We start from the raw sequence: 23653 nt of genomic DNA, 5'->3' as shown, positions 1-23653 counted from the left end.
GTCAGTCCAGCGGGCGGTAGCGGATGCCGAAGGCGTCCAGGCGCGGCAGATGGCCGCGCAGTCGCTCCTCGAACTCGTCCCAGCTCTGCTCGGGCGATCCCCAGGCACGCTCGGCGAGCGCGCACATCCGGGGGAAGGCCATGTACTCGAGCTGTGCCGCGGTGGGCGTGTACTCCGACCACAGCTGGCCCTGGACGCCGATCAGCAGCGAGCGCTGCTCGTCGGTGAGCTTCGGCGGGGAGAGCGTGGCCGTGTACACGTCCTCGACGGTCGTCAGACCGCCGATGGCGAGCGGCTCCTGCGCCGGATCGGCCTGGTAGTGGTCGAAGTAGGTGTGCTCGTTGTTGGCGATGATGGTCTGGAACCCCCGGGCGGTGGCGGTCTTCAGGCCGTTCCCGTGGCGCCAGTTCATGATCACGGTGTCGTCGGGCAGATGGCTGTCGAGCACCTCGTCCCAGGCGATGATGCGCTTGCCCGCCTCGGCGAGGACGTCGGCGGCGAACTGGGTGAACCGTCCCTGGATCTCGGAGACGCGGGTCAGGCCCCACTCGTTCATCCGGGTGCGCGCCTCGGGTGAGCGCTCCCATTCCACCCGGGGGCACTCGTCGCCGCCGATGTGGACGTAGGGGGCCGGGAAGATCTCGGCGATCTGGGTGAGCACGTCCCGCACGAAGTCGAAGACCTCGTCGGAGACGCCGAGGACATGGTCGGAGATGCCCCAGACCTCGCGCACCCCCACCTGCTGCTCGGGGAAGTTCCCGAGGTTCGGGTAGGCGGCGATGGCTGCCTGCATGTGGCCGGGCAGGTCGATCTCGGGCACGATCATGATGCCTCGCCGGCGCGCGTACTCGACGAGGCCGCGCAGCTCCTCCTGGGTGTAGGAGCCGCCGTGCGGTGTGCCGTCGAACTCCCAGGAGGTCTCGTCCGCGCCCATGTGGCCGACCAGGGTCTGCTCGCGCCAGGCCCCGACCTCGGTGAGCTTCGGGTATCCCTTGATCTCGACGCGCCAGCCCTGGTCGTCGGTGAGATGCAGGTGCAGGATGTTCAGACGGTGCAGCGCCATCGCGTCGATCAGCGTCTCGATCTCGGCCACGGTGCGGACGTGACGGGAGACGTCCAGGTGCATGCCGCGCCAGGCATGCTTCGGGTAGTCGCTGATGGTCACGCAGGGGATCGCCTCGCCCGCTCCGGTGACGATCTGGGCGAAGGTGTTGCGGCCGTCGGCCAGCGCGGCCTCGCTGCCCGCGGTGAGGCTGGCCCCCTGCGGGGAGATCGACAGCGCGTACTCCGTGCGCGGGAGATCCTCGGTGAGGCCGACGGAGAGCCCGTCCCAGGGGGCGCTGGTCTCCCACACGCCGTCCGACCAGATGACGGACTGGGGGAGGGGGACGAGGGCGATGGGATCGGGCATCAACTTCTCCTGGGACGGCGATGTCGTGTGTCTCACCCAGTTTGCCACGCCCCGCGCGTCACGGTGGGCCGTGCGGGAAGGGCGGACCGCGCGGTCATGCGGCGCGCCCAGGGCAGGGTGCGAGGCGCGGTCGGGGCCGGGACGCGCCGTTGGGCCGTGGACGGCCCTCGGGGCCCCGGACGCACAGGAGCCCGGTCGGCGATGCCGACCGGGCTCCTTCACGACGTCCTGCTCCTTCCCGGTGACGCTGGCGCGTCGAGCAGGTCGTCGTGGCTGGGGACGCCCCCTACACGATGATCAGCGGATCAGCGATAGGTGACGAAGACGTGCGGCGCATTCCAGATCGAGCGCTCGACGACCTGCTGGCGGGAGCCGGAGGCATCGATGATCCGCCCGTTGCCGACATAGATGCCCATGTGGCCGTAGTTGTTCGACGTGAACGCCACGAGGTCGCCGGGCTGTGCCTGTGACCGGGGGATGATCTTCCCGCCGAAGACATAGCCCTTGGCAGTCTTGCGCGGCAGATCGATCCCGGCCTGGTTGTACGCGTAGTGCACCAGACCGGAGCAGTCGAACCCGGTGGAGGGGGATTCCCCGCCCCACTGGTATCCCACGCCGGTCTGCGCGCGGGCCGCGTTGATGATGGCCTGCCCGCTGACCGAGGCCCCCGACTCGGAGCCGCCGCCGGAGCCGCCGGAGATCCGGACGCTGCTGTAGAGGGCGTCCCAGGTGTTCGGCCCGACGACGGTGTCCACGCGGATGCCGGCGGCGGACTGCAGGGCCCGGACCGCCTGGGCGGTCCTGGGTCCGAACGAGCCGTCGACCGCGAGCGAGGCGCCGCTGTCGTTGAGCTGGGACTGGAGCGTCCGGACGGCGGATCCACGATCGCCCGTGCGCAGCTTGGGCTGCGAGGACGACGAGGAGCTGTCGGCCAGGGCGTTCCAGGTGTGCGGGCCGACCACGCCGTCCACGGCGATGCGGGCCGAGGACTGCAGGTTCTTCACGGCGCCCAGGGTCCTGGACCCGAACACGCCGTCGACCGCGAGTGAGGCGCCGTGGCTGTTCAGCTCACGCTGGAGGTGCCGGACGGCATCGCCGCGGGAGCCGAGGCGCAGTTTGACGCCGGCGTACTGGGACTGGGGAGCGGCCGGTGCCACCGACGGCGCCACGGCCGGAGCCGAGGGACGGACGGTGCCGATGGTCGCCGGGGACGGGCCCTGGGCCGTGGCCGATGCGGTGCCCGTGAGAGCGGCGGTGGCGGAGACGGCGCCGATGGCGGCGACGCCTCCCACGCCTCGACCGACCGGAGCGGCGAGGCCCCGATAGTCGATCACGGCACGGCCGGCTGCCCGGTGTGTGCCTCGAGGAGCTGTGCGGAACATGTGAAGCGATCACTTTCTCCGTCGCCTCGCGGGCCCGAACGCGTCGCGCGCGCAAGGCCGGCGCCCGTCACCCAGGGAAGAGGAGGAAGCAACCGGGCCGGTGACGGGTGGGCGGCGACACGGTCAGCGCCCCTGATCATGGGACACCGCTGGTCACTGTATGTGCAGGTCACACACAGCCCCCAGGGACATTTGCCGACCATGACCGATAGCTTTACCAAGATTTTGCTCACATTCGGACAATTCCCCTGTGTTGTTCCCGCGCATCGGGAATTGTGTGTGTTAATTACCGCGTTGTCATTCCCTGCCATGAAAAGGGGCAAAAGGGGTGGTTCGAAGGTGGCGCGGCCGTTCCGGGGCCTGGCCGAGACGCGTCCGGGACGGGGTCGGGCGAGTCCGGGTCATGCCTGGTCGCGCGGAGCGGCGGGGCGGGCTGGGCGCCGGGTGGACAGATCGTCGCGCGAACAGCTCGGCCATGCGAGGACGGGCCGGAGCCGAAGCTCCGACCCGTCGTCGGTGGCGCCGTCATGGCACCGGTGGTCGGGGTGACAGGATTTGAACCTGCGACCTCCTCGTCCCGAACGAGGCGCGCTACCAAGCTGCGCCACACCCCGGTGGTGCCCACCGAAGCGGTGCACCGAGGAGCAACTTTAGCAGGGGTTCGGAGTGCTCAGGACCGCTGTCCGGGTCGCGGAGCGCGCAACGTGAGCAAGGTCGCCTCGGGTGGGGTGAACAGGCGATAGTCGGAATAGGGGCTCGCCCCCAGGCCGGCGCTCACATGCAGGGGCACTCCCTGCCAGTCCGAGAGACCGCGCGCCTGCTGTCGGGGGAGGTCGCAGTTGGTCACCAGCGCGCCGAAGCCCGGCACGCGGAGCTGACCGCCGTGGGTGTGGCCGGCCAGGATCAGATCGGCCCCGTCGGCCACGAAGCCGTCCAGCACGCGACGGTAGGGCGCGTGGGCCACTCCGAGGCGCAGCACGTGGCCGTGCTCGGGAACAGGAGGCGAGGGGTCGGACGCAGGGGGTATCTCGTCACGGTCGAGGTGCGGGTCGTCGACCCCGACGAGCCGGACCTCCAGCCCGCCCAGCTCGATGCTCGCCCGGGCGTTGGTGAGGTCCTTCCATCCGTGCGCCGACAGGCGGCGCGCCAGTTCCGGGGTCGGCAGGGTGGGCTCGGTGCGCTCGGTGAGCCCCTCGGGGCGCGCATCGGGCAGCAGGTACCGGGCCGGGTTCTTCGGCGCCGGCTCGTACATGTCGTTCGACCCCATCACGAAGGCGCCCGGACGGCGCAGCAGGGGGTCCAGGGCCTGGGCGAGCACCGGGACCGATGCGGCCGAGGCGATGTTGTCCCCGGTGTCGATGACCAGGTGCGGGCGCAGTGCGGCGAGGTACTCGAGGAAGGCGAGCTTGCGGTGCTGCTGGGGCATCAGGTGGATGTCGCTGATGTGCAGCAGGCGGCGGGTGCGCGCACCCGGAGGTAGGATGCGCAGCTCGATCTCACGCAGCGTGTACTGGTGGATCTCGACATACCGGGCCCAGCCATGCGCCGCCGCCCCGGCGCCCAGTCCTGCCAGGCCCACTGCGGCGGAAGCAGCGAGGAGGGGGCGCACCTCAGCCCCGTCCGGTGGACTGGCGGATGACCACGGTCTCGCCCTCCGGCAGCTTGGCCCCCGGGCCGGGGTCCGTGCCGATCACATACCACTTGCCGACCGAGTTCGACGGCTCGTTGCGGATCTCGTAGGAGTATCCGGCCGCCTCGAGCGACGCCTTGGCCTCGGAGAGCACCATGCCGGCCACGTCGGGCACCGTCCCCTTCTGCACAGCATCGTTCGCGGCGCTGCCGTCCTTGTTCTTCGGCTTCGCGGGGAACGGTTCGCTGGGCATGCCCTGGCTCGCCTTGGTCATGAACTCCTGCCAGGTGGGCAAGGAGACCGTGTTGCCCCAGACGTGCCCGCTGCGGAGCATCTTCCCGTCGACCGAGAACCCGCCGGGGCGGACGTTGGCGTTGGGGTGGCCGAACCACACGGCGGTCGACATCTGGCGGGTGAAGCCGACGTACCAGGTGTGGAACTGCGACCCGGAGGTGCCGGTCTTGCCGCCCGCGGGATGGCCGGGGATGATCTTGCCCTTGCCGGTGGCCCTCGGGTCCTCGAGGTCCTGCTGGAGGGTCCAGGCGATCTGGTCGGCGACCTCCTTGTCGACCGCCTGGTGGCAGTCGGCGCCAGTGGTCTCCATCTCCTCGCCGTTGCGGTCGATGACCGCGGTGATGGCCTGCGGCGTGCAGTAGGTGCCCCCGGCGGCCCAGGTCGCGTAGGCGCCCGCCATGTCGAGAGCGGAGATGCGCACCTCACCGAGGACCACCACGGCGGGGGCCAGCTCGGTGCCGTAGACGTCGGCGATGTCGTTGTTCCAGGTCGCCGGATCATAGGGGTTGTGCGTCGCCGGGACCACGCCGATGTCGCGGGCGCCTTCAGCGATCTTGCACAGGTCCAGCTGGCGGGCCATGTTCGCGTAGGCGGTGTTGATGGAGAACTTCGTGCCGTTCAGGACGGTCTCCATCGGCGAGATCGGCACCGACACGGCGTTGTCCGGGTTGTACCCGGGCTCCTCGTACCACCGCCCGCGCGGGAGGCACTGGGCCGGGAAGGTCTTCATCGGCTCGCGGGTCGTGCTGACCTTGTCGTAGATGCTGTGGCCGCTCTTGAGCCACTGCTGGAGCACGAGGGGCTTGAACGTCGAGCCGACGGGGAAGCCGCTGCTGCCGCCCAGCGCCCGGGGGACGTTGTAGTTGATCGCGGTCTCGCCGGGCTCGACCTCCGCATGGGGGTTGAACTCCCGGTTCTCCGCCATCACCAGGATGTTGCCGGTTCCCGGTTCGACGGTCACGATCGAGTGGCCGAAGCCGCTCTCGGAGTCCCCGGGCACCTTGCGCTGGAGGATGTCGTTGGCGGTCTTCTGCTTCTCGGGGTCCAGGGTGGTCTTGATCGTGAGACCCCCGCCGTAGAGCAGCTCGCGCCGCTCCTCGTAGGTGGGGGCGAACTCCGGGTCGTTCAGCAGGGACCGCGTCACGAAGTCACAGAAGAAGCCGTCGGCGCCGGCGGAGGTGCAGCCGGCCCGGACGTTCTGGATGTCCAGCATGTCCTCGACCGGCTGCTCGGTGTACTTGTCGTACTCCTGCTGGGTGATGAAGTCCTGCCCCAGCATGTCCCGCAGGACCTCGTTGCGCCGCTTCTCTCCGGCCTCCGGATGGGAGACGGGGTCGTACTGGTTCGGACCGTTGGTGACGCCGGCCAGCAGGGCGGCCTCACCGGGGTTGAGCTCCGAGGCGTGCTTGGAGAAGTAGTGGCGCGCCCCGGTCTCGACCCCGTACTGCGAGGGCCCGAACTGGGCGACGTTGAGGTAGGCGTTGAGGATCTCGTCCTTGCTCCACTGCTTCTCGAGCGAGATGGCCAGCTTCGCCTCGCGCAGCTTGCGGCCGTAGGTCTGCTCGGTCGCCTCGAGCTGGTCCTCCTTGTCATTGCGCTGGACGGCATCCATCAGGAGGGCGTTCTTCACGTACTGCTGCGTCAGCGTCGACCCGCCCTGGGTGGCGCCACCGGCCGCGTTGGACGCGAAGGCGCGCAGCATGCCCTTGGGGTCGATGCCGCCGTGCTCGTAGAAACGGCGGTCCTCGACCGCGACCACCGCATGCTGCATGTGCGGCGAGATCTCCTCGAGCGGCACCATGATGCGGTTCTCGGTGTAGAACGTCGCCAGCAGGGACCCGTCGGCCGCCTCGATCCGGCTCGCCTCGTTCAGCGGCTCGACCTCGAGCTCGGAGGGGTAGGACTCGAACAGCGCCACCCCGTCCTTGGCGACGGCCGAGGAGGCGGAGACGGCCGGCAGGAAGAAGGCCGCGAGGAGCACCCCGGCCAGGGCGGAGACGGCGAGCATCCCCAGCATCAGGTACAGGGTCTGCGCCAGGGCGACGGGGAGGGAGCGTCCGGGGGCGGAGCTGGACGGAGTGCGGGCCATGATCCAACAGTACGGCGGGCGGGTGTGCTGGAGCACGAGGCGGGCCGGGCGTGGACAAATCTTCACGAACTCGATGCAGGGATGTGACCGGGCGCGAAACGGGCCGACCAGCGGAGGTGCCGGCGCGGACGCTTTATCACGGAATGGTCTCGGCCGCCCGAGAATTTGGCACTGTGGCGAGGGTCTCCTTACAGTGGTCGAAGAAATCGGGTCAACGACGATCTGGAAAGAGGTTGCAGATGACCATCGGGGGGGCTCCCATCACCGCGGATTCGAGCTGGGCCGCACGCGGAGCTTGCGTGACCATGGACCCGGACGGATTCTTCGTCCAGGGCGCGGAGCAGCACGCGGTCAAGACCGCCTGCGGGGCGTGTCCGGTGAGGACGGAATGTCTCGCCGACGCCTTGGACAACCGGGTCGACTTCGGCGTATGGGGTGGGATGACCGAACGAGAACGTCGCCGACTGCTGCGACGGCACCCTGAGGTCACCGACTGGTCCACCGTGCTGCGGCGCGCCTCCCAGGAGGCCGTCGGCAGCTGAGCGACGACGGCCGATCGGGCGGGACCTCCGGGCCCGCGCAGAAGGGGTGCGGCCGGTAGGCTCGCCCCATGAGCACAGTCACCCGCTGGGAGTACCTGACCGTTCCTCTGCTGATCCACGCGACCAAGCAGATCCTCGACAACTACGGCGAGGAGGGCTGGGAGCTGGTCCAGGTCGTGCCCGGGCCCAATCCCGAGAACCTGGTCGCGTATCTCAAGCGCCCGCGCTCCGAGGGCTGAGCAGATGGCCATCACCGGTCAGGGGCACGGAGCGCGGGTCCGCGCACGGCTGGCCGAGCTGGACCTGAGCCTGCCCGCCGTGGCCGCACCGGTCGCCGCGTACGTGCCCGCCGTCGCCACCGGGAACCACGTCCACACCTCCGGTCAGCTGCCCTTCGTCGACGGCGCGCTGCCGGCGACCGGGAAGGTCGGCGCCCAGGTCACCGCGGAGCGCGCCGCCGAGCTCGCGGCCACCTGCTGCCTCAACGCCCTCGCAGCGATCGAGGACCTGGTCGGCGACCTCGACCGTGTGGTGCGCGTCGTCAAGCTCACCGGCTTCGTTGCCTCCGATCCCGCGTTCACCGCGCAGCCGGCGGTGATCAACGGGGCCAGCGAGCTGCTCGGCGAGGTCTTCGGTGAGGCAGGGCGCCATGCCCGCAGCGCCGTCGGCGTGGCGGTGCTCCCGCTGGATGCGCCCGTCGAGCTGGAGCTGGTGGTCGAGTTGGACGGCCCGGCCGTCCTCGACCCCTCCCCGGCTCCCTGAGCGTCGTGTCCGAGAGCACCCCACCGCGTGACCCCGAGGCGCCCGCGGTCGAGCTGATCGCGATCCGGGCGGACAATCCCGGTCCGATGACGCTGACGGGCACCCGCAGCTACGTGCTGCGCGACGGCGACGAGGTCTGGGTCGTCGACCCCGGCCCGAAGGATCCCGAGCACCTCGCCGAGCTGCTGGTGGCCTGCGGCGACGGGACGCGGCCGCGAGGAGTGCTGGTCACCCACCGCCACCTCGACCACACCGCGGGGGCGGCGACCCTGGCCCGTCAGCTGGCCGCCCGCGGAGGGGTCGAGGTCCCGCTGTGGGCCGCGGACCCCAGCGCCCTGCCCGGAGCTCGTCCGCTGCCCTCGACCCTCGAGGGAGATCACGGTGCGGTCGGCCACGTCATCCATCTGCCCGGCCACACCTCCGACTCCGTCGGCCTGTTGCTGGACGGCGGGCGCCTGCTCAGCGGGGACACTCTGCTGGGCGGCTCCTCCACGGTGATCGTGCCCGACGACGGCGGCACGATCGCGGAGTACCTCCAGTCCCTCGCGATCCTGCGGGCGATGGCGCAGGACGGGCGGATCGGCTCCATCCATCCCGGCCACGGCACCCCGTACGAGAACCCTTTGGAGGCCCTGGAGGCGATCGAGGAGGCGATCGAGCACCGCCGCGAGCGCATCGAGCAGGTGCGCCGGGCACGGACGGCGGGCGTGCTCACGCTCGAGCGGTTGCTGCGGGCGGTCTACGGCCCGGACCTGCCCGAGAACCTGCAGAAGGCCGCGCGCTGGAACCTCCGCGCGACCCTCGAGCACCTCGCCGACGGGCACTGACGGGCCGACGGGCCGACGGGCACTGACGGGCTGCGCCGACGCGGCGCCGACACTGCGCAGACGCCGAGACGGGCATCGACGCCGAGCCGGGCACCGACGCGGCACCCGACGTCGAGGCGCGCACCGACGCAGGGCAGACGTCGAGACGGGCACCGACGCCGAGACGGGCACCGACACAGCACAGAGGTCGACGACACGCCATCGGGCAACGCCGATTCCCCCGATCCGGCACGCTGACGGTGCGGATCGGGGGAATCGGTGTGCGTATCGGGCCCGTGGACAGCGCTCCCGTCGACAGTGCCCCCGTCGACAGTGCCCCCGTCGACAGTGCTCCCGTCGACAGCGCTCCCGTCGACAGTGCCCCGGCGGCGGAGAGTCCCGTCGGACTCAGCGGGCGCGGCGGCGCAGGCGCTCCACGTCCGAGATCAGGACCGCGCGAGCCTCGAGCCGGATCCATCCGCGCGAGGCGAAGTCCGCGAGCGCCTTGTTCACGGTCTCGCGGGAGGCGCCGACCAGCTGGGCCAGCTCCTCCTGGGTGAGCCCATGGGCGACCATCACGCCGTCGTCGGTCTGGCGACCGAAGCGCTGGGCGAGGTCCAGGACGTTCTTGGCCACGCGCCCGGGGACGTCGGCGAAGACGAGATCGGCGAGCGACTCGTTCGTCTTGCGCAGACGCCGCGCGAGCGAGGCGAGCAGATGGCGGCCTACCTCGGGGCGCTGGGCCAGGACCCGGTAGAGGTCCTGCTGCGAGAGCGAGTAGAGCGTCGACTCGGCGACCACGGTGGCGGTCGCGTTGCGCGGTGCCGGGTCGAACAGCGACAGCTCGCCGAGCGTCTCGCCCGGGCCGAGCACGGCCAGCAGGTTCTCCCGGCCGTCGCCCGAGGCGTGACCGACCTTGACCTTGCCCGATCCGATGATGAAGAGCCGATCGCCCGGATCGCCCTCGCGGAAGATGATGGCGCTGCGGTGATAGTCCTCCTGCTTCATCGACGCCAGCACGGCCTGCTTGCCGTCCTCGTCGAGCGCAGCGAACAGCGGCGATGACCGTACGATGTTCTCGTCCACGGAACCTCCTGATGGTGGGGTCCCGAATACCGGGACCGTGCTGTGCTACCCATGGTGACCGACGCCACGAACTGCGGTGGCCACTGTCACATGATGGGGAAACACTATCGCGCCAACGCCATCGGGTCCCGCCACAGCCTGAATCAGGAGCACATCGAATGCCGACGGCCACCCCGCGAGCCACCGTCGAGGACCCTCTCCTCGACCCGGCGGATGCGGGCCGCGTCGCCGCCTCCCTCGCCGCGGAGTACGTCGGGGCGCGCACCGAGCTCGACCATCGCGACGGTTTCGAACTGCTGGTCGCGACGGTGCTGTCGGCCCAGACAACCGATGTGCGGGTCAACCAGGTCACCCCTGATCTGTTCGCCGCCTGGCCGGATGCGGCCGCGCTCGCCGGAGCCGACGACGACGCGGTGGCCGGCGTGGTCCGACCGCTCGGAATGGGGCCCACCCGGGCGCGTCGGATCATCGGGCTGGCCCGAGGCCTGGTGGCCGACCACGACGGGGAGGTCCCCGACGACCAGTCCGCACTCGAAGCCCTGCCCGGTGTGGGGCGCAAGACGGCGCACGTCCTGCGCGGCGCCTGGTTCGGTCACTCCCTGCTCGCCGTCGACACCCACGTCGGCCGCCTCGCCCGCCGGCTGGGCTGGACCGCGCGCACGGATCCGCGAGCCGTGGAGGAGGACGTCGTCGCCCGCGTCGACGCCGACGGCACGGGCGGGCCCGCCGAGGACCTGACCCTCCTCGGCCTGCGCCTGATCCTGCACGGCCGCCGGGTGTGCACGGCGCGCGCCCCGCGCTGCGGTCGCTGCGTGCTGGCCGACGTGTGCCCCAGCGCGGGAGCGGCATGACCGACGCCTCGCCCGCGTTCGGTGCCCTGCCCGGCTTCCTCACCCCGCTCGCCGAGCGCGCCCGACGCGGGGAGGCCCTGGTGCGGCGTGACACCGACCCCCGCGACCCCGCCCGCGGCCCGGGAGCCGTGCGCCGCAGCGCTGTGCTGCTGCTGGTCACCGGGACCAGCCTGGAGGAGGCGCACGTGGTGCTCGAGGAGCGCGGGCACGCGATGCGGTCCCAGCCCGGTCAGTTCTCCCTGCCGGGCGGCGGCTCCGATCCCGGTGACCGCGACGACGTGCACACCGCGCTGCGGGAGGCCGAGGAGGAGACCGGCCTGGACCCCCGCCATGTGCAGGTCGCGGGTGCCTTCGCGCCGATCCCGATGCCGTGGCGGGTCCAGCGGGTGACCCCGGTGCTGGGCTGGGCCCCCGCTCCGCTCCCTCTCGCAGCGGCCGACCCGATCGAGGTGGAGCGCGTGGTCTGGGCGCCGCTGGTCGGCCCCGGCTCGCTGACCGATCCGACGCACCGCCGACGGGGCCTGCTGCGCGGCCAGGGCGTCGGGCCCGTGTTCGAGCTGCCCGAGGACGCGTTCGTCTGGGGGTTCACCGCCATGATCCTCGAGCAGATGCTGGTGGGCCTGGGTCTGGACCCGGTCTCGCCCGTTTCCCCGACCCGGGAGATCCCGCCGGAGCGTCGTCGTTGAGGCCGACGCGGTGCCGCCCCGCCCCGGGGCCTCCGGTGGCTGCGGTCACGAACGGGAATCCGCTCGCCACGCCGTCGGCTGCGCACGATAGACTCCATCGTTGCCGGACGGACTCCGGCATCCCGCGGAGCACAGCGACCCGTCGGCCCTGCAGCGGGCCCGTGAGCTCCCGGGTCCTGACCCAGCGGACCGCCATCACAAGACAAGGAATGGGATCCACGTGCCACGCGGCAAGGTGAAGTTCTACGACGCCGAGAAGGGCTTCGGCTTCATCCTCGATGACGAGGATGGTCAGAGCGTGTACGTGCACGCCTCGAACCTGCCCGAGGAGGTCACGGCGCTGCGCCCCGGCGCCCGCGTCGACTTCGACATGGTCGACGGCCGTCGCGGTCCCCAGGTGCTCTCGCTGCGCCTGATGGAGCCCGCACCGTCCGTCAGCCGCGCCCGCCGCGCCAAGCCCGACGAGATGGCGGATATGGTCGAGGACCTGATCCGCCTGTTGGACGACGCCTCCAACGGGCTCCGCCAGGGCCGCTATCCCGATCGCGGGCACTCGCAGAAGATCTCCACCGTGCTCCGTGCCGTCGCCGACAACTTCGAGGCCTGAACATATGACCCAGCCGACCACCGCCCCCCGTCGATCCCGCACCGCCCGGCCCAAGCTGGACGCGGTGGCGGCCGACGCCGTCGAGCTCGCCCGCGAGGCGCTGCTCGAGGTCACGGACCCGGGTCAGGTCGGGGAGCACCAGCGCGTCGAGGTGAGCGGGGAACGGCTGGTCACGCATGTCTTCGACTGCGCCATGCCGGGATATCGCGGCTGGTCCTGGGTCGTGGTCCTCGCGCGGGCACCCCGGGCGAAGGCGCCGACAGTCGCCGAGACCGCGCTCCTGCCGGGCGAGGAGGCGATCCTCGCTCCCGAGTGGGAACCATGGTCCGAGCGTCTGAAGCCCGAGGACGTCGGGACCGACGATCTGCTGCCGTACCACGAGCAGGACGTCCGTCTCGAGCAGGGTTACGAGGCCACCGGCGACGAGGACGCCGATCGTGTCGCGCTGTGGGAGCTCGGCCTGGGCCGCTCCCGGGTGCTCTCGCCGCTGGGACGCGCCGAGGCCGCCGAGCGCTGGACGGAGGGTGAATTCGGCCCCCGCCAGATCTCCGCTCGGGGTCGCAAGGGGACCGTCTCCGCCAGCTGCTCCAGCTGCGGCTTCCTCTCGAAGCTCTCCGGCTCCCTGCGCGGCGAGTTCGGCGTGTGCACCAACGAATGGTCCCCGGCCGACGGCAGGGTCGTCCACCTCGGCTTCGGCTGCGGGGCGCACTCCGAGACGGGCCAGCAGGAGGACGACCACGAGATCCCGCGCGGCACCGGCGTGGTGGTCGACGAGCTCGACGTCGAGATCCAGCAGAAGCCGACGGCGGGTGCGCCCGCCGACGTCGTGACGCCCGCTGATGGTGCGCAGGCCCCGGAGGAGGTGCGCTCCTCCGGGACGGCGACGAATCCGGAGAGCACTGACGGGTCCACGGAGCCGACGGAGTCGGCGGATGTCGACGCGGTGGCCGCGGAGGTCCCCGAGGCGGACTCGCCCCAGGACGAGGCCCCGGTCCAGGCCGACGTGACGGAGACCGGCGCCCCGGAGGATCCGGCCGCGGCCGTGAGCACGTCCACGGTGCCTGCCGAGGCCGAGGCTGCCGACGGTGCGTCCGACGGGGACCAGACCCCCCAGGCCTGACCGACCCTCACCGGCTTGCGAGCTGTCTGACCCCCGAGCCACGCGAGTCTCGGTCGACGCGACTCTCGGTCCGCCCGGCTCTCGGTCCACGCGATGGTGCGCTGTGCTTCCACCCACGGAAGCACAGTGCACCATCGCGTGAGGGGCGGCTGGCCCTCGCGTGACGGAGGGACGGGACGGCCGCGCATCCCGGTGACCGAACGGTCGGTGCGACGTGCAGCGTGCGGCAGGGCGGCGTGCGCCGGCGACGTGCCCTCGGTGAGCGGACGTGCCCTCGGTCAGCGCTGGTCGAGAGCGATGCGGGCCAGCAGCGCCTCGATCGCCAGCAGCGGCGGCACGTTGCCGCTGATGCGGGTCCGAGCCTCTTGGACCGCCTCCAGCAGCTGCAATGTGGTCCGTCCCGTGCCGTTCGCGGCGACCTGCTCGAGCTCCGCGGCGACCTCGACGTTGACCAGCTCGCTGCCGGTGTCCAGCTGTCGGCTCAGCACATCACGGAGCACCGAGTGGACATCGAGCAGGTAGCGGTCCAGCACATCGCGCACCAGACGCGTCTGGCGCCGCTTGGCGTCCTCCTCGAGCTGGCGCACCTGGGAGCGCAGCGAGGGCGGGACCTTGCCGTCGTCGATCCCCGCCGAGCGCAGGAAGCGCTCCTTCTCCTCGACGGCGACGGTATCGGCATGCGTCTTGGCCTCCGCCGTGGCACGGTCCACCAGCGACTGCGCCGCCAGGACCGCCTGCCCGGCGCCGCGCAGGGACAGCAGTGTGCGCGCGGAGTCCTCCCGGGCCGCCAGGGCACCCTCCTGCGTGGCATACCGCAGCGCGAGACCGATGTGCCCCTGGGAGGCGCGCGCCGCTCGCAGGGCCAGGTCCTCCGGGACGCCGTCCCGGCGACGCAGCAGGTCCGCGACCACGTCCGAGGACGGGACCGAGAGCGTCACCTGGCGGCAGCGCGACCGGATGGTCGGGGCGAGGTCCTCGGCCGACGGGGCGCACAGCATCCAGACCGTCGCCGGGGGCGGTTCCTCGATGGACTTCAGCAGCACGTTGAAGGTTCCGGCGCTCATGCGGTCGGCGTCCTCGACGATCAGCACCCGGTGCCGTCCGGTGGCGGGGGCGCGCTGTGCCGTCAACACCAGGCCGCGCACCTCGTCCTTCGCGATGGAGAGCTTGTCGGTCGCGACCACCGTGACGTCCGGATGGGTGCCCGCGAGCACCGTGCGGCAGGCGTGGCATCGCCCGCAGCCGGAGCCGAGCTCGCATTGCAGGGTGGCCGCGAAGGCTCGGGCGGCGGTGGAGCGTCCGGACCCGGGAGGCCCGGTGATCAACCAGGCCTGGGCGAGGGATTCCGGGGACGAGGCGGCGCGCCGGAACTGGGCCACCACCGCCTCCTGGCCGACGACATCGGCCCACGCCCCGTCTCCGGCCCGCGCCCCGTCACCGGCCGGCGTCCCGGGGCCACCAGGAGACGCCTGCGCCACCGGGCCACCGGGATCGGCTGCGGTCACAGCTCGTCCCGGTGCTTGGTCGGCGGAGCAGGCTCGAAGGTGGGATCGAACAGGTCGAGCACCTCGGCGACGGAGTCGAGCACCTGGGCGTGCACCTGATCGCGCGGTTGTGTTCCATCGATGACGGCGAAGCGCTCCGGATCGGCCTCGGCGAGGTCCAGGAACTCCTGGCGCACGGTGGCATGGAAGGTCCCGCCGGCGTTCTCCAGACGGTCCTGACCGGTCACGCGGCGCTCGTCGAGGGTCTCCGTCGGGACGTCGAGCAGGATCGTGCGGTGAGGGAGCAGACCGCCGACCGCCCACAGCGAGAGGGACCCGATCTCGTCGGGCTCGAGGGAGCGTCCCGCCCCCTGGTACGCGATCGAGGAGTCGAGATAGCGGTCACCCAGGACCAGGCCGCCGCGCGCCAGATGCGGGCGCACCAGGGTGGCGACGTGATGGGCGCGGTCCGCCGCGTACAGCAGAGCCTCGGCGCGCGGATCGACGTGCTCGCCGTGCAGGAGGAGCTCGCGGAGCGACCGGCCGAGCTCGGTGCCGCCCGGCTCGCGCGTGGTGAGGATGAGGTCCTCGGCGACGGACCGGTCGGTGACCAGGTGGTCACGCAGCATCTGCATCTGGGTGGTCTTGCCGGCCGCCTCGCCACCCTCGAAGGAGATGAACACGCCGCGCTTGGGCGGGTGCGGGGAGGGGACGCGCAGGCCCCGTGAGGATTCCAGGATGCTCATGAGGGCTCCTCCGCGGGGTAGACGACGCCGAGCTCGGCGCGGACGGCGTCCATCGTGTCCATCACGCTGAGCGTATCGGCCCAGCTCATCAGCGGCGACTCGAGGTCTCCGGCGGTGATCCGACGGGCGGCCTCCGCGATCTCGAAAGCCATGCCGTCGCCCGGGTCACCGGCATGGCGGAAGGATGCCGAGCGGCCGTCGAGCAGCGTGACCGTGAGGGTGCCGGGGGCGAAGAACGCCCCGGACAGCCGGGCCGATCCGGTCGTGCCGCTGACCACGGCCTCGGTGGGGGTGCGGGCGAGCAGGGTCGAGGAGAGTCGCGCGCGGCCTCCGCCCTCCGCGCGCCCGAGCAGGGCGAGGTACGCGTCTACGCCGGTGGCCGTGAGGTCGCCCCGGACCGCCAGGTCGGTGAGGTCGCCGAGGACCATCTGCGCGAACGAGAGCGGGTACACCCCCAGATCGAGCAGGGCGCCGCCGCCGAGCTCCGGGGCGTACATGCGATGGGCGGGGTCCTCCGGGAAGGACTGCCCATGATCGGCGGCGACCTCGATGACGTCGCCGAGCAGACCGGAGGAGACCACCTGGCGCAGCACGTCGTACTGCGGCAGGAAGCGGGCCCACATCGCCTCCATGGCGAACACGCCGCGCTCCCTGGCCAGTTCCAGCAGGTCGCGGGCCTGAACGCCGTTGAGGGTGAAGGCCTTCTCGACCAGTACGGGGACGCCCGCCTCGAGCACGGGTCGGGCCAGCTCGTGGTGCTGGGCGTGCGGGGAGGCGACGTAGACGGCATCGAGGCCGCCCGCGGCGAGCATCTCCGCCACGGAGGAGAAGGCCTGCTCGACGCCGTGCTCCGCGGCGAAGGCCTCCGCCCGCCGCTGCGAGCGGGAGACCACGGAGACCACGCGGGAGGCGGTGGCCCGGTGCGCGGTCGCCGTGAACTGGTCGCCGATGTGGCCGGGGGAGATCACACCCCAGCGCAGGCCCGGTGCCGTGGACGGCTCGGGGACGGTGGAGGCGGGCAGGGACAGCGCCGGCACGGCGGCATCGCCCGGGGGCTCGTCGGTCGCGTTCATGGGTCCAATCTACCCAGCGCCCCCGACACCGCGATGGTGTCGGGGGCGCTGGGGAGAAAGGTCAGCCGTCGGCTGAATCCCGGGGTGACGCGTCGGTCGGCGCTCAGGGAGACCTCAGATGCGGCAGGCCTGGATCGCGGTGACCAGGATGGCGCGGGCGCCGACGTCGTAGAGGTCATCCATCATGCGGTGGGCGGAGCGGGTGTCCACCATCGCGCGCACGGCTGACCATTCTCCGCCGTGCAGCGGTGAGACCGTCGGGGACTGCAGGCCGGGGGTGATCTGCACGGCGCGCTCGAGCAGGGCGGAGGGGATGTCGTAGTCGAGCATCACGTACTCGCGGGCGACCAGCACGCCGCGGATGCGCCGCGCGAGCACCTCGAGGGAGTGGGTGCCCTTCTCGTCGAGCTCGAGCCCGGGGCGGGAGAAGAGCACGGCCTGGCTGGTCATGATCGGCTCGCTGAAGGGTGCGAGGCCCGCCGCGCGCAAGGTGGTGCCGCTCTCGACCACGTCGGCGATGACGTCGGCGACGCCCAGCCGGATCGAGGATTCGACGGCGCCGTTGAGGTGGACCACCTCGGCGCTGATACCGCGCTCGGTGAGATAGTCCTCGACGATGTTCTCGTAACTGGTGGCGATGCGGGCGCCCTGCAACTCGGAGACGTCGCTGCGGGTGCCGACGGGGGCCGCGAAGCGGAAGGTCGATCCGGCGAAGCCCAGCGGCAGGATCTCGTCGGCCGGGGTGCGGGAGTCCAGCAGCATGTCTTGGCCGGTGATGCCGACGTCCACGGCCCCGGAGCCGACGTAGACCGCGATGTCGCGGGGGCGCAGATGGAACAGTTCGACCTCGTTCTCCTCGTCGACCACGACGAGCTCCTTCGCTATGCCACGGCGCCGGTATCCGGCCTCCTGGAGCAGGTCGACGGCGGGGTCGGACAAGGCGCCCTTGTTGGGCACGGCGATGCGGAGCACGGATCCTCCTCGGCCGGCGCAGCGGCCTCGAGACGGGGCGGGACGACAAGGACGGCGAGCGAGCCGCCGGCTCAGAGCTATCGGGAGACGTCCTCGAGGGAGATGTCCTGGACGGCCCTCATCACCTGCAGGAGATGGAGCAGCTGGCTGATCTCCATCGCCGCGTCGTCGGTCTCGTCCGCGCAGGCGATCTGTACCTCGGTGGACGCTTCCGTGATCTTCTTGCCGATCTGGACGACGCCGTCGAGTTCGCGGACGGCGTCCGACCTCTCGGGCTGGTCATGGGACTTCTCGGTGAGCTCGGCGAACAATGCCTCGACATCCTTCACCCCACAGGCTACGCGTCCTGGCAGGAGGCCTCGTACGGCGGCCTGCCGGTTGCCACGGAGTCGGCGACTCCGACCAGGGACCGACACCGAAGTTCGTGGAAAGCATCGCGTGTGAGCGATCGGTGCAGGTGCTGGCCTGCCCGGCTGGCTGTGACGCGCCGTGACGTCCTGGTCACCGCGCGGGGAGACGCGGCCGGTCGAGCATCGATGGCGTCGCCGCGAGCAACTCGCGACGGAGCACAGCTGGCGAGTCGGCCACGCACTTAGTATACTAAGTGCATGTCTACGACTCCGACGCCGCCCCCTCGCTCTCAACGGGCCCTGTACCGCCTGGTGCAGTCGGACCTGCAACGGCAGATCCTCTCCGGGGATCTCCAAGCTGGCGACTGGCTGCCTTCGGAGGCGGCGCTGTGCCGGGAGTACGGCGTCTCGGCGACGTCGGTGCGACGGGCTCTCCTCGAACTCAAGCGTCTACGCCTGGTCGAGCGATACCAGGGGCGCGGCAGCGTCGTCACGGCCAACGAGTTCCGTGCGGTCAGCCCGATGCTCGGACTCGGGCGCGAATTGCGTCACCGGGGGTTCGACGTCAAGCCCGAGGTGCTGTGCAACGACGCCGAGGCTGCAGACGCAGAGGTCGCTGTGTCGCTCGGCATAGACGCGGGCGAGACGATCCAGCACATCCGACGGCGTTATGTGGCCGACGGTGAAGCGATGGTTCTTCTCGACCACTACCTGGTGACGCAGCCGAAGGTCGACTACTCCGAGTTCACCGGAGACTCGCTGTACGCGTTTCTCGCCGTGCGCAACGTTCTTCCCGCCCATGCTCGGGAGCGCATCACCGCGATCAACCTCTCGGATGACCTTTCCTCTGTGCTGGATGTCCCGGAGGGGCAGGCCGTCTTGATGCGAGAACGCACCTCCTTCTCGCCCGAGGGTCGACCGGTCGAGTTCACGCGCTACTTCTTTCGCACCGATCGCTACTTCCTGGAGCTCGACCTGGAGATGCAGGAATGACGCCCGAGGTCCACGTCGACTTGACGGTCGCGGGCGACGCGAGCATCGATCACTTCGTCCAGGTGCCCCACATCGCCCACAGCGACAACAAGGCGATCGGACAGTACCTCGGCAGCTTCGGCGGTGGCATGAGTGCCAACTTGGCTGCTGCAGCTGCCGCGCACGGCGTATCGTCCCGCCTGGTCACGTCGGTCGGCGACGACGAGGAGTCCGCTCAAGCACTGGCAATGTTGCAGGATCTGGGCGTCGACGTCGACAGTGTGCAGCGGGTCGCGGGCCAGCGCACGTGGATGTGCTTCATCCAGCTCGACGACAGTGGCGAGAAGGCTCTCATCGGCGCCGACACAGGGATCAAGCTTCCCGAGGCAGGACGCATCGGCAGGGACGTCCTGGCAGGTTCTCGGATCGTGGCCCCGCTGGCCGACGACCTGTGCTGGGCTCTCGAGATCGCTCAACAGGCCCGATCAGCGGGCACCACAGTGGCGATCGATCTTGAGCCAGATGCCTTCGAGCCGGGCACCTCGGTGCTGCGTGATCTCCTCTCGCTCTCGGACCTCGTCTTCATGAACAGCGGCTCGGCGGCCAAGCTCTCTGGCGGCACCGGCACGCACGCCCACGTCGATGCAGCTCGCGCCTGTCACGAGCGAGGAGTGTCCACCGTGGTCGTCGGCCGGGGTCGCCACGGCGCCTTCTGCTCCACCCTCCACGAGGGCACCTGGACAGCCGAGGCCGTCGCCCCGCCAGGGGTCGTCGACACCACCGGCGCGGGAGATGCGCTGGCCGGAGGGTTCCTCGGCAGCCTGCTGCACGGCTTTCCCATCGAGGAGTCGCTGGGCCGCGCCGTCTCGCAGGCGACGGCCAGTACGGAACACCTCGGCTCACGCACGTACTTGGAGGACCTGGACGACATCGAAACCCTCCTGCAACGACACCCCATCACGATCGAAAGGATCCCGAATGACTGACCTTCTGACCCGATTCCGCGGCAGCCTCGCCGCAGCGTGTGTCGCCGACGCGCTCGGAGCACCCACGGAAGAGCTCAGCCGACGCCAGATCCGGGCTGCGTTCGGCGGATACGTCACCGAATTCCACGCTCCCCTTCCCGGAGCGCCGTATGCCCATGGTCGCTCGGCCGCTCAGATCACCGACGACTCCAGTCAGATGCTCATGCTGTCCGATCTTCTCGCCCGCACGGACGGCAAGATCACTGCGGAGAGCATCACCAGCATGCTGATCGAATGGTCCGGTGATGAGCGGTACTTCCCGCACTTCGCAGGGCCGACCACCCGAGCGGCGATCGACGCACTCGCAGGCGGTGCGGACCCGTGGGACGTCGGCAAGGCCGGCTCGATCATGACCCAGGGAGCCAGCAATGGTGCCGCGATGCGCATCGTGCCCGTCGGACTGTTCCACCACGGCGACATCGACGCAGCAGTGGAGACTGCGTTCATCACGTGCGTTCCCAGCCACAACACGAGCCTGGGCGTCTCCGGAGCCGCAGCGATCGCCGCAGCCGTCGCGGTGGCGTGCACGGACGGGGCGACTGTTCAGGATGTGGTGGCGGCGGCGAAGGAGGGGGCCGAGCGCGGCGAGGAACGTGGCCGGAAGGACGGCCGTGACGTCCCCGGACCGAGCATCGCGCGCCGCATCGACCGGGCCGTCGCTCTGGGGGCCGCCTCAGGCAGCGACGACGAGATCATCGCCGACATCGAAGCGGAGATCGGTGTCGGCCTCCCCGCCGCCGAAGCGGTTCCGGCAGCCGTCGGGTTCTTCGCAGCCGCCGGCGGTGACCCCGTCCGGACCGCCCAGCTTGCCGCGAACGCCGGCGGGGACAGCGACACCATCGGGTGCATGGCCGCCGGTATTGCCGGTGCCCACTCAGGATTCGAGGCCCTGGACGAGGCCCTGGTCGACGAGGTCGAGAAGGCCAACGACATCGACATCGCGGCAGCAGCCCGCCTCCTGCTGACAGCAGCAGAGCGCTAAGACCGGGAGGCCCCGCGCGTCGATCGGCGAGCGGGGCACCCCCGTCCCCTTCTCGAAGAAAGGTCTCAAGGATGAGTTCCACGATGCAGAGCAACGGCGAATACGCGAAGGTGAGAGCCTCCGAGAGGCTCTCTTTCGGCGCCGGTGATCTCGCCACCAACATCGCCTGGGGAGCGATGTCCACCTACATCGTCTTCTTCTACACCGATGTGCTCGGCCTGGCGGCCGCGGCGATCGGAACGATCATGCTGCTTTCACGATTCCTCGACGGGATCTCCGACGTCGCCATGGGAGCGGTCGTCGACCGCACCCGCTCGAAGCACGGGAGGGCACGGCCCTGGCTGCTGTGGCTCGCGATCCCGTTCGCCATCAGCCTGGTCCTGGTCTTCACCGTCCCGGACGTCTCGAACGCATGGCGAATCGCCTACATCGCCGTGTTCTACAACGTCCTGGTGCTGGTGTTCACGGCGATCGTCATCCCCTATGGGACCTTGAACACCCGTATGACCCGTGACTTCCAGCAGCGATCCTCGCTGAACGTCACACGCATGTTCGCGGCCACGGCCGGAACGCTCCTCGTCACCGTCGCGACGATTCCGCTCGTCAACGCCCTCGGAGGGGATCAGCGCGCATGGATCCTCTCCTTCGTCGCATTCGGGGCGATCGCAGCCGGCCTCTTCCTGATCACGTACCGCAACACCCGCGAGCGGATCACGGACCCACTGTCCGCAACCCAGCAGCCACCGCTCAAAGAAAGCCTGAAAGCGGCTCTGAGCAACAAATACTGGGTGATCCTGTTCCTGATCTTTCTCGTCTTCAGTGTTGCGGAGTCGCTGTACACAGGGGCATCAGCCTATTATGCACGATATATTCTGGGAGACACGAGCTTCGTTGCCCTGGTGTCCTTCCTGCTGTATATTCCGGCTCTGATCGGCATGGTGTTCATGCAGCGTTTCTACCGGCGGTTCGGGAAGATCACACCGATGATCGTCGGTGCCGTGATCTTCGTCGTCGGCTCCGTCATCATCGCGATCGACCCCTCCAACATCAACCTCGCCATCATCGGCACGCTGGTGCGAGGCGTGGGACGCATCCCCATCTTCGGAGCGATCTGGGGCATGCTCCCGGACACCATCGAATACGGCGAGTGGAAGACCGGTCGTCGCATCGAAGGGGTGCTCTACAGCGCCGGCAGCATGGGGCAGAAAGCCGGTTACGGCGTGGGGGCGGCCGTGCTCGGGTGGATCATGAGCGCCGCCGGGTACAGCGGCCTGCTCGCCACGCAGCCAGACAGCGCGATCACCGCGATCACCGCGATCTTCATCTATGTGCCGGCAGCCCTTTTCGTGGTCCTGATCGTCCTGTTCTTGCTGTACCGACTCGAGCGCATCTATCCCACCGTGGAGTCAGATCTGGCGGCCCGGCGCAGGGCATCCGAGACCGCGCACACCGAGTGAGCGGTGGACGGCCGCGTGCGGGCCGACGAGCCACCTCACACGTCCCACATGACACATGAAGGAGAAACCACGATGGCAAAATTCGATCCGACACTGGTCGGATGCCGCGGCGACTGGAAGAAGTATGCAGAGAACCCCGTCTTCGGGGAGCACGACGACTTTCGTTTTGACGTGCACGTCCTCACGGTCGACGGCCTCTTCCGGATGTATTTCTCATGGCGGAAGCATTACAGTATCGCCGTGACCGAGAGCCCTGACGGGGTGCACTGGTCCGAGCCGAAGCTCGTGCTCGAACCGCGGCCCGAGACCGGCTGGGAGGACGATGTCAATCGCCCCACGGTCGTCCACAAGGATGGGCTCTACCACATGTGGTACTCCGGTCAGACCGCGGGCCGGGAGTTCTCGTCCGCGGAGTGGACCCAGGTGTACGTCGAAGCGGCCTCGAACGACAAGGGCACCTCAGACATCGGGTACGCCGTGAGCCGTGACGGATTGACCTGGGAGCGGCGGGACGAGCCCGTTCTGCGGCCCACCCAGGGATGGGAGCAGTCATCTCTCATGTGCCCGTCTGTTCTGTGGGACGAGTCCGAAGGCAGGTACACGATGTGGTACTCCGGAGGAGGCTGGTTCGAACCGGACGCCCTCGGCATCGCCACCAGCAAGGATGGCGTGACCTGGGAACGCCCCCTGGAGACCCCGGTGTTCACGGCCGAACCGAAGAACATCTGGGAACGCGAGCGCGTGGCAGGCGCCCACGTCGTCCATCACGAGGAGTGGTACTACCTCTTCTACATCGGGTACGAGGACATGTTCAAAGCACGCATCTGCATCGCCCGATCGCGCGACGGGTTCTCCTCGTGGGAACGGCATCCCCAGAACCCGATCCTGTCGGCCGGAGTCCCGGGTGGCTGGGACTCGGAGTCGATCTACAAGCCGTTCGCCATGTACGACGAGGTGGATGACCGGTGGACCATGTGGTTCAACGCTCGCACGGGAACGACCGAGCAGATCGGCGTGGCTTATCACGACGGAGCGGACCTCGGGTTCGATTCTTCGTCCGCATCTCCTTCTCGCGAGCTGGCAGAACGTCCAGATCTCTGTCGTTCTCCCACGTGCGACCGGCACGGAACGACCAGACTCTGAGGGGCGACTCGGTCGGCGGAAGGGGCCGCTGCACGATCAGGTGACAGCTGGGACAGGCCGCCGGGCAGGCGGTCGGGTTCACGATGGTCTCGTGTTCGATGGGGCTCGACCGGCACGGTCGAACTAGTCGGCGGCGGGAGGTTCGCGCGCTCGGGGTGGAGACCTCGATGCGGAGCTCCTCGC

At 70.0% G+C, this 23653-nt stretch carries 23 protein-coding genes and 1 tRNA gene; 13 read left to right on the top strand and 11 right to left on the bottom strand.

The window, feature by feature from the left end; all coding sequences use genetic code 11:
• Position 1 precedes the first annotated feature (1 nt).
• The 5 genes from BH708_RS09780 to BH708_RS09760 all read right to left on the bottom strand — a co-directional run bounded on the left by BH708_RS09780 (position 2) and on the right by BH708_RS09760 (position 6806).
• Positions 2-1411: a beta-N-acetylhexosaminidase gene (locus BH708_RS09780; protein ID WP_076808408.1), complete on the bottom strand. Its 1410-nt coding sequence runs from the start codon at positions 1409-1411 to the stop codon at positions 2-4.
• Between the two features lie 305 nt (positions 1412-1716).
• Positions 1717-2703, bottom strand: coding sequence for a peptidoglycan-binding protein (locus BH708_RS09775; protein WP_253705534.1), 987 nt, complete (start codon positions 2701-2703; stop codon positions 1717-1719).
• A 627-nt stretch (positions 2704-3330) separates the two neighbouring features.
• A tRNA-Pro gene (locus BH708_RS09770) sits at positions 3331-3407 on the bottom strand.
• Between the two features lie 56 nt (positions 3408-3463).
• Positions 3464-4402, bottom strand: coding sequence for a metallophosphoesterase (locus tag BH708_RS09765; protein WP_076808406.1), 939 nt, complete (start codon positions 4400-4402; stop codon positions 3464-3466).
• 1 nt (position 4403) lies between these two features.
• The gene (locus tag BH708_RS09760) at positions 4404-6806 is read right to left on the bottom strand and encodes a transglycosylase domain-containing protein (protein ID WP_076808405.1); all 2403 of its coding nucleotides are present in this window, start codon (positions 6804-6806) and stop codon (positions 4404-4406) included.
• Between the two features lie 239 nt (positions 6807-7045).
• Between BH708_RS09760 and BH708_RS09755 the strand changes: the two genes are divergently transcribed.
• The 4 genes from BH708_RS09755 (at position 7046) to BH708_RS09740 (ending at position 8937) form a co-directional block, all read left to right on the top strand.
• The gene (locus BH708_RS09755) at positions 7046-7348 is read left to right on the top strand and encodes a WhiB family transcriptional regulator (RefSeq protein ID WP_076808404.1); all 303 of its coding nucleotides are present in this window, start codon (positions 7046-7048) and stop codon (positions 7346-7348) included.
• A 68-nt stretch (positions 7349-7416) separates the two neighbouring features.
• Positions 7417-7587: a DUF4177 domain-containing protein gene (locus tag BH708_RS09750; protein WP_076808403.1), complete on the top strand. Its 171-nt coding sequence runs from the start codon at positions 7417-7419 to the stop codon at positions 7585-7587.
• Positions 7588-7591: 4 nt separating this feature from the next.
• Positions 7592-8110: a RidA family protein gene (locus BH708_RS09745; protein ID WP_076808402.1), complete on the top strand. Its 519-nt coding sequence runs from the start codon at positions 7592-7594 to the stop codon at positions 8108-8110.
• A gap of 5 nt (positions 8111-8115) precedes the next feature.
• Positions 8116-8937 (top strand): MBL fold metallo-hydrolase, encoded by an 822-nt coding sequence (locus tag BH708_RS09740; protein ID WP_083713443.1) that lies wholly within the window; start codon positions 8116-8118, stop codon positions 8935-8937.
• A gap of 387 nt (positions 8938-9324) precedes the next feature.
• Here BH708_RS09740 and BH708_RS09735 read toward each other — a convergent pair whose 3' ends face one another.
• Positions 9325-10002: a Crp/Fnr family transcriptional regulator gene (locus tag BH708_RS09735; RefSeq protein WP_076808401.1), complete on the bottom strand. Its 678-nt coding sequence runs from the start codon at positions 10000-10002 to the stop codon at positions 9325-9327.
• Between the two features lie 158 nt (positions 10003-10160).
• Here BH708_RS09735 and nth point away from each other — a divergent pair, with 158 nt between their 5' ends.
• From nth to BH708_RS09715, 4 genes are all read left to right on the top strand, one after another.
• Positions 10161-10853, top strand: coding sequence for an endonuclease III (gene nth / locus BH708_RS09730; protein WP_076808400.1), 693 nt, complete (start codon positions 10161-10163; stop codon positions 10851-10853).
• Positions 10850-11539: a CoA pyrophosphatase gene (locus BH708_RS09725; RefSeq protein ID WP_076808399.1), complete on the top strand. Its 690-nt coding sequence runs from the start codon at positions 10850-10852 to the stop codon at positions 11537-11539. The genes nth and BH708_RS09725 overlap by 4 nt, the downstream gene beginning before the upstream one ends.
• 220 nt (positions 11540-11759) lie before the next feature.
• Entirely contained in the window at positions 11760-12146 is a 387-nt protein-coding gene (locus BH708_RS09720) for a cold-shock protein (RefSeq protein ID WP_076808398.1), read from the top strand.
• A gap of 4 nt (positions 12147-12150) precedes the next feature.
• Positions 12151-13266, top strand: a complete 1116-nt coding sequence (locus BH708_RS09715) for a DUF3027 domain-containing protein (RefSeq protein ID WP_083713442.1) — start codon at positions 12151-12153, stop codon at positions 13264-13266.
• A gap of 278 nt (positions 13267-13544) precedes the next feature.
• On the opposite strand, the gene BH708_RS09710 is transcribed toward BH708_RS09715, so the two are convergent.
• The 5 genes from BH708_RS09710 to hisE all read right to left on the bottom strand — a co-directional run bounded on the left by BH708_RS09710 (position 13545) and on the right by hisE (position 17870).
• Positions 13545-14771: a DNA polymerase III subunit delta' gene (locus tag BH708_RS09710; protein ID WP_305764401.1), complete on the bottom strand. Its 1227-nt coding sequence runs from the start codon at positions 14769-14771 to the stop codon at positions 13545-13547.
• The gene (tmk, locus tag BH708_RS09705) at positions 14768-15496 is read right to left on the bottom strand and encodes a dTMP kinase (protein WP_076808397.1); all 729 of its coding nucleotides are present in this window, start codon (positions 15494-15496) and stop codon (positions 14768-14770) included. Before tmk ends, BH708_RS09710 begins: the two co-directional genes overlap by 4 nt.
• Positions 15493-16569 (bottom strand): Gfo/Idh/MocA family protein, encoded by a 1077-nt coding sequence (locus BH708_RS09700; protein WP_083713440.1) that lies wholly within the window; start codon positions 16567-16569, stop codon positions 15493-15495. The genes tmk and BH708_RS09700 overlap by 4 nt, the downstream gene beginning before the upstream one ends.
• Positions 16570-16683: 114 nt before the next feature.
• Positions 16684-17541, bottom strand: a complete 858-nt coding sequence (gene hisG, locus BH708_RS09695) for an ATP phosphoribosyltransferase (RefSeq protein WP_076808396.1) — start codon at positions 17539-17541, stop codon at positions 16684-16686.
• Positions 17542-17618: 77 nt separating this feature from the next.
• Entirely contained in the window at positions 17619-17870 is a 252-nt protein-coding gene (gene hisE, locus BH708_RS09690) for a hypothetical protein (RefSeq protein WP_076808395.1), read from the bottom strand.
• A gap of 279 nt (positions 17871-18149) precedes the next feature.
• On the opposite strand from hisE, the gene BH708_RS09685 reads away from it, so the two are divergent.
• The 5 genes from BH708_RS09685 (at position 18150) to BH708_RS09665 (ending at position 23470) form a co-directional block, all read left to right on the top strand.
• Positions 18150-18884: a GntR family transcriptional regulator gene (locus BH708_RS09685; RefSeq protein ID WP_076808394.1), complete on the top strand. Its 735-nt coding sequence runs from the start codon at positions 18150-18152 to the stop codon at positions 18882-18884.
• A complete protein-coding gene (locus BH708_RS09680; RefSeq protein ID WP_076808393.1) occupies positions 18881-19849 on the top strand; it encodes a carbohydrate kinase family protein in 969 nt (322 codons plus the stop codon). Before BH708_RS09685 ends, BH708_RS09680 begins: the two co-directional genes overlap by 4 nt.
• Positions 19842-20870: an ADP-ribosylglycohydrolase family protein gene (locus tag BH708_RS09675; protein ID WP_076808392.1), complete on the top strand. Its 1029-nt coding sequence runs from the start codon at positions 19842-19844 to the stop codon at positions 20868-20870. The genes BH708_RS09680 and BH708_RS09675 overlap by 8 nt, the downstream gene beginning before the upstream one ends.
• 71 nt (positions 20871-20941) lie before the next feature.
• Positions 20942-22327 (top strand): MFS transporter, encoded by a 1386-nt coding sequence (locus BH708_RS09670; protein WP_076808391.1) that lies wholly within the window; start codon positions 20942-20944, stop codon positions 22325-22327.
• A 3-nt stretch (positions 22328-22330) separates the two neighbouring features.
• Positions 22331-23470 carry a family 43 glycosylhydrolase gene (locus BH708_RS09665; RefSeq protein WP_216639515.1) on the top strand — a complete coding sequence of 380 codons (1140 nt, stop codon included), beginning with the start codon at positions 22331-22333 and terminating at the stop codon, positions 23468-23470.
• Positions 23471-23653: the final 183 nt, after the last annotated feature.

It is taken from the genome of Brachybacterium sp. P6-10-X1 (genome assembly GCF_001969445.1).
In the GTDB taxonomy this organism is placed as follows: Bacteria; Actinomycetota; Actinomycetes; order Actinomycetales; family Dermabacteraceae; genus Brachybacterium.
Note: the sequence above shows the minus strand (reverse complement) of the source record. Positions and strands in the feature narration are given on the sequence as shown.

What these genes read in the sequence shown, in the direction of transcription:
- BH708_RS09780 (WP_076808408.1), bottom strand. Translation starts at nt 1,411, where the DNA reads ATGCCCGATCCCATCGCCCTCGTCCCCCTCCCCCAGTCCGTCATCTGG.
- BH708_RS09760 (WP_076808405.1), bottom strand. Translation starts at nt 6,806, where the DNA reads ATGGCCCGCACTCCGTCCAGCTCCGCCCCCGGACGCTCCCTCCCCGTC.
- BH708_RS09755 (WP_076808404.1), top strand. Translation starts at nt 7,046, where the DNA reads ATGACCATCGGGGGGGCTCCCATCACCGCGGATTCGAGCTGGGCCGCA.
- BH708_RS09750 (WP_076808403.1), top strand. Translation starts at nt 7,417, where the DNA reads ATGAGCACAGTCACCCGCTGGGAGTACCTGACCGTTCCTCTGCTGATC.
- BH708_RS09745 (WP_076808402.1), top strand. Translation starts at nt 7,592, where the DNA reads ATGGCCATCACCGGTCAGGGGCACGGAGCGCGGGTCCGCGCACGGCTG.
- nth (WP_076808400.1), top strand. Translation starts at nt 10,161, where the DNA reads ATGCCGACGGCCACCCCGCGAGCCACCGTCGAGGACCCTCTCCTCGAC.
- BH708_RS09725 (WP_076808399.1), top strand. Translation starts at nt 10,850, where the DNA reads ATGACCGACGCCTCGCCCGCGTTCGGTGCCCTGCCCGGCTTCCTCACC.
- BH708_RS09715 (WP_083713442.1), top strand. Translation starts at nt 12,151, where the DNA reads ATGACCCAGCCGACCACCGCCCCCCGTCGATCCCGCACCGCCCGGCCC.
- tmk (WP_076808397.1), bottom strand. Translation starts at nt 15,496, where the DNA reads ATGAGCATCCTGGAATCCTCACGGGGCCTGCGCGTCCCCTCCCCGCAC.
- BH708_RS09700 (WP_083713440.1), bottom strand. Translation starts at nt 16,569, where the DNA reads ATGAACGCGACCGACGAGCCCCCGGGCGATGCCGCCGTGCCGGCGCTG.
- BH708_RS09685 (WP_076808394.1), top strand. Translation starts at nt 18,150, where the DNA reads ATGTCTACGACTCCGACGCCGCCCCCTCGCTCTCAACGGGCCCTGTAC.
- BH708_RS09680 (WP_076808393.1), top strand. Translation starts at nt 18,881, where the DNA reads ATGACGCCCGAGGTCCACGTCGACTTGACGGTCGCGGGCGACGCGAGC.
- BH708_RS09675 (WP_076808392.1), top strand. Translation starts at nt 19,842, where the DNA reads ATGACTGACCTTCTGACCCGATTCCGCGGCAGCCTCGCCGCAGCGTGT.
- BH708_RS09670 (WP_076808391.1), top strand. Translation starts at nt 20,942, where the DNA reads ATGAGTTCCACGATGCAGAGCAACGGCGAATACGCGAAGGTGAGAGCC.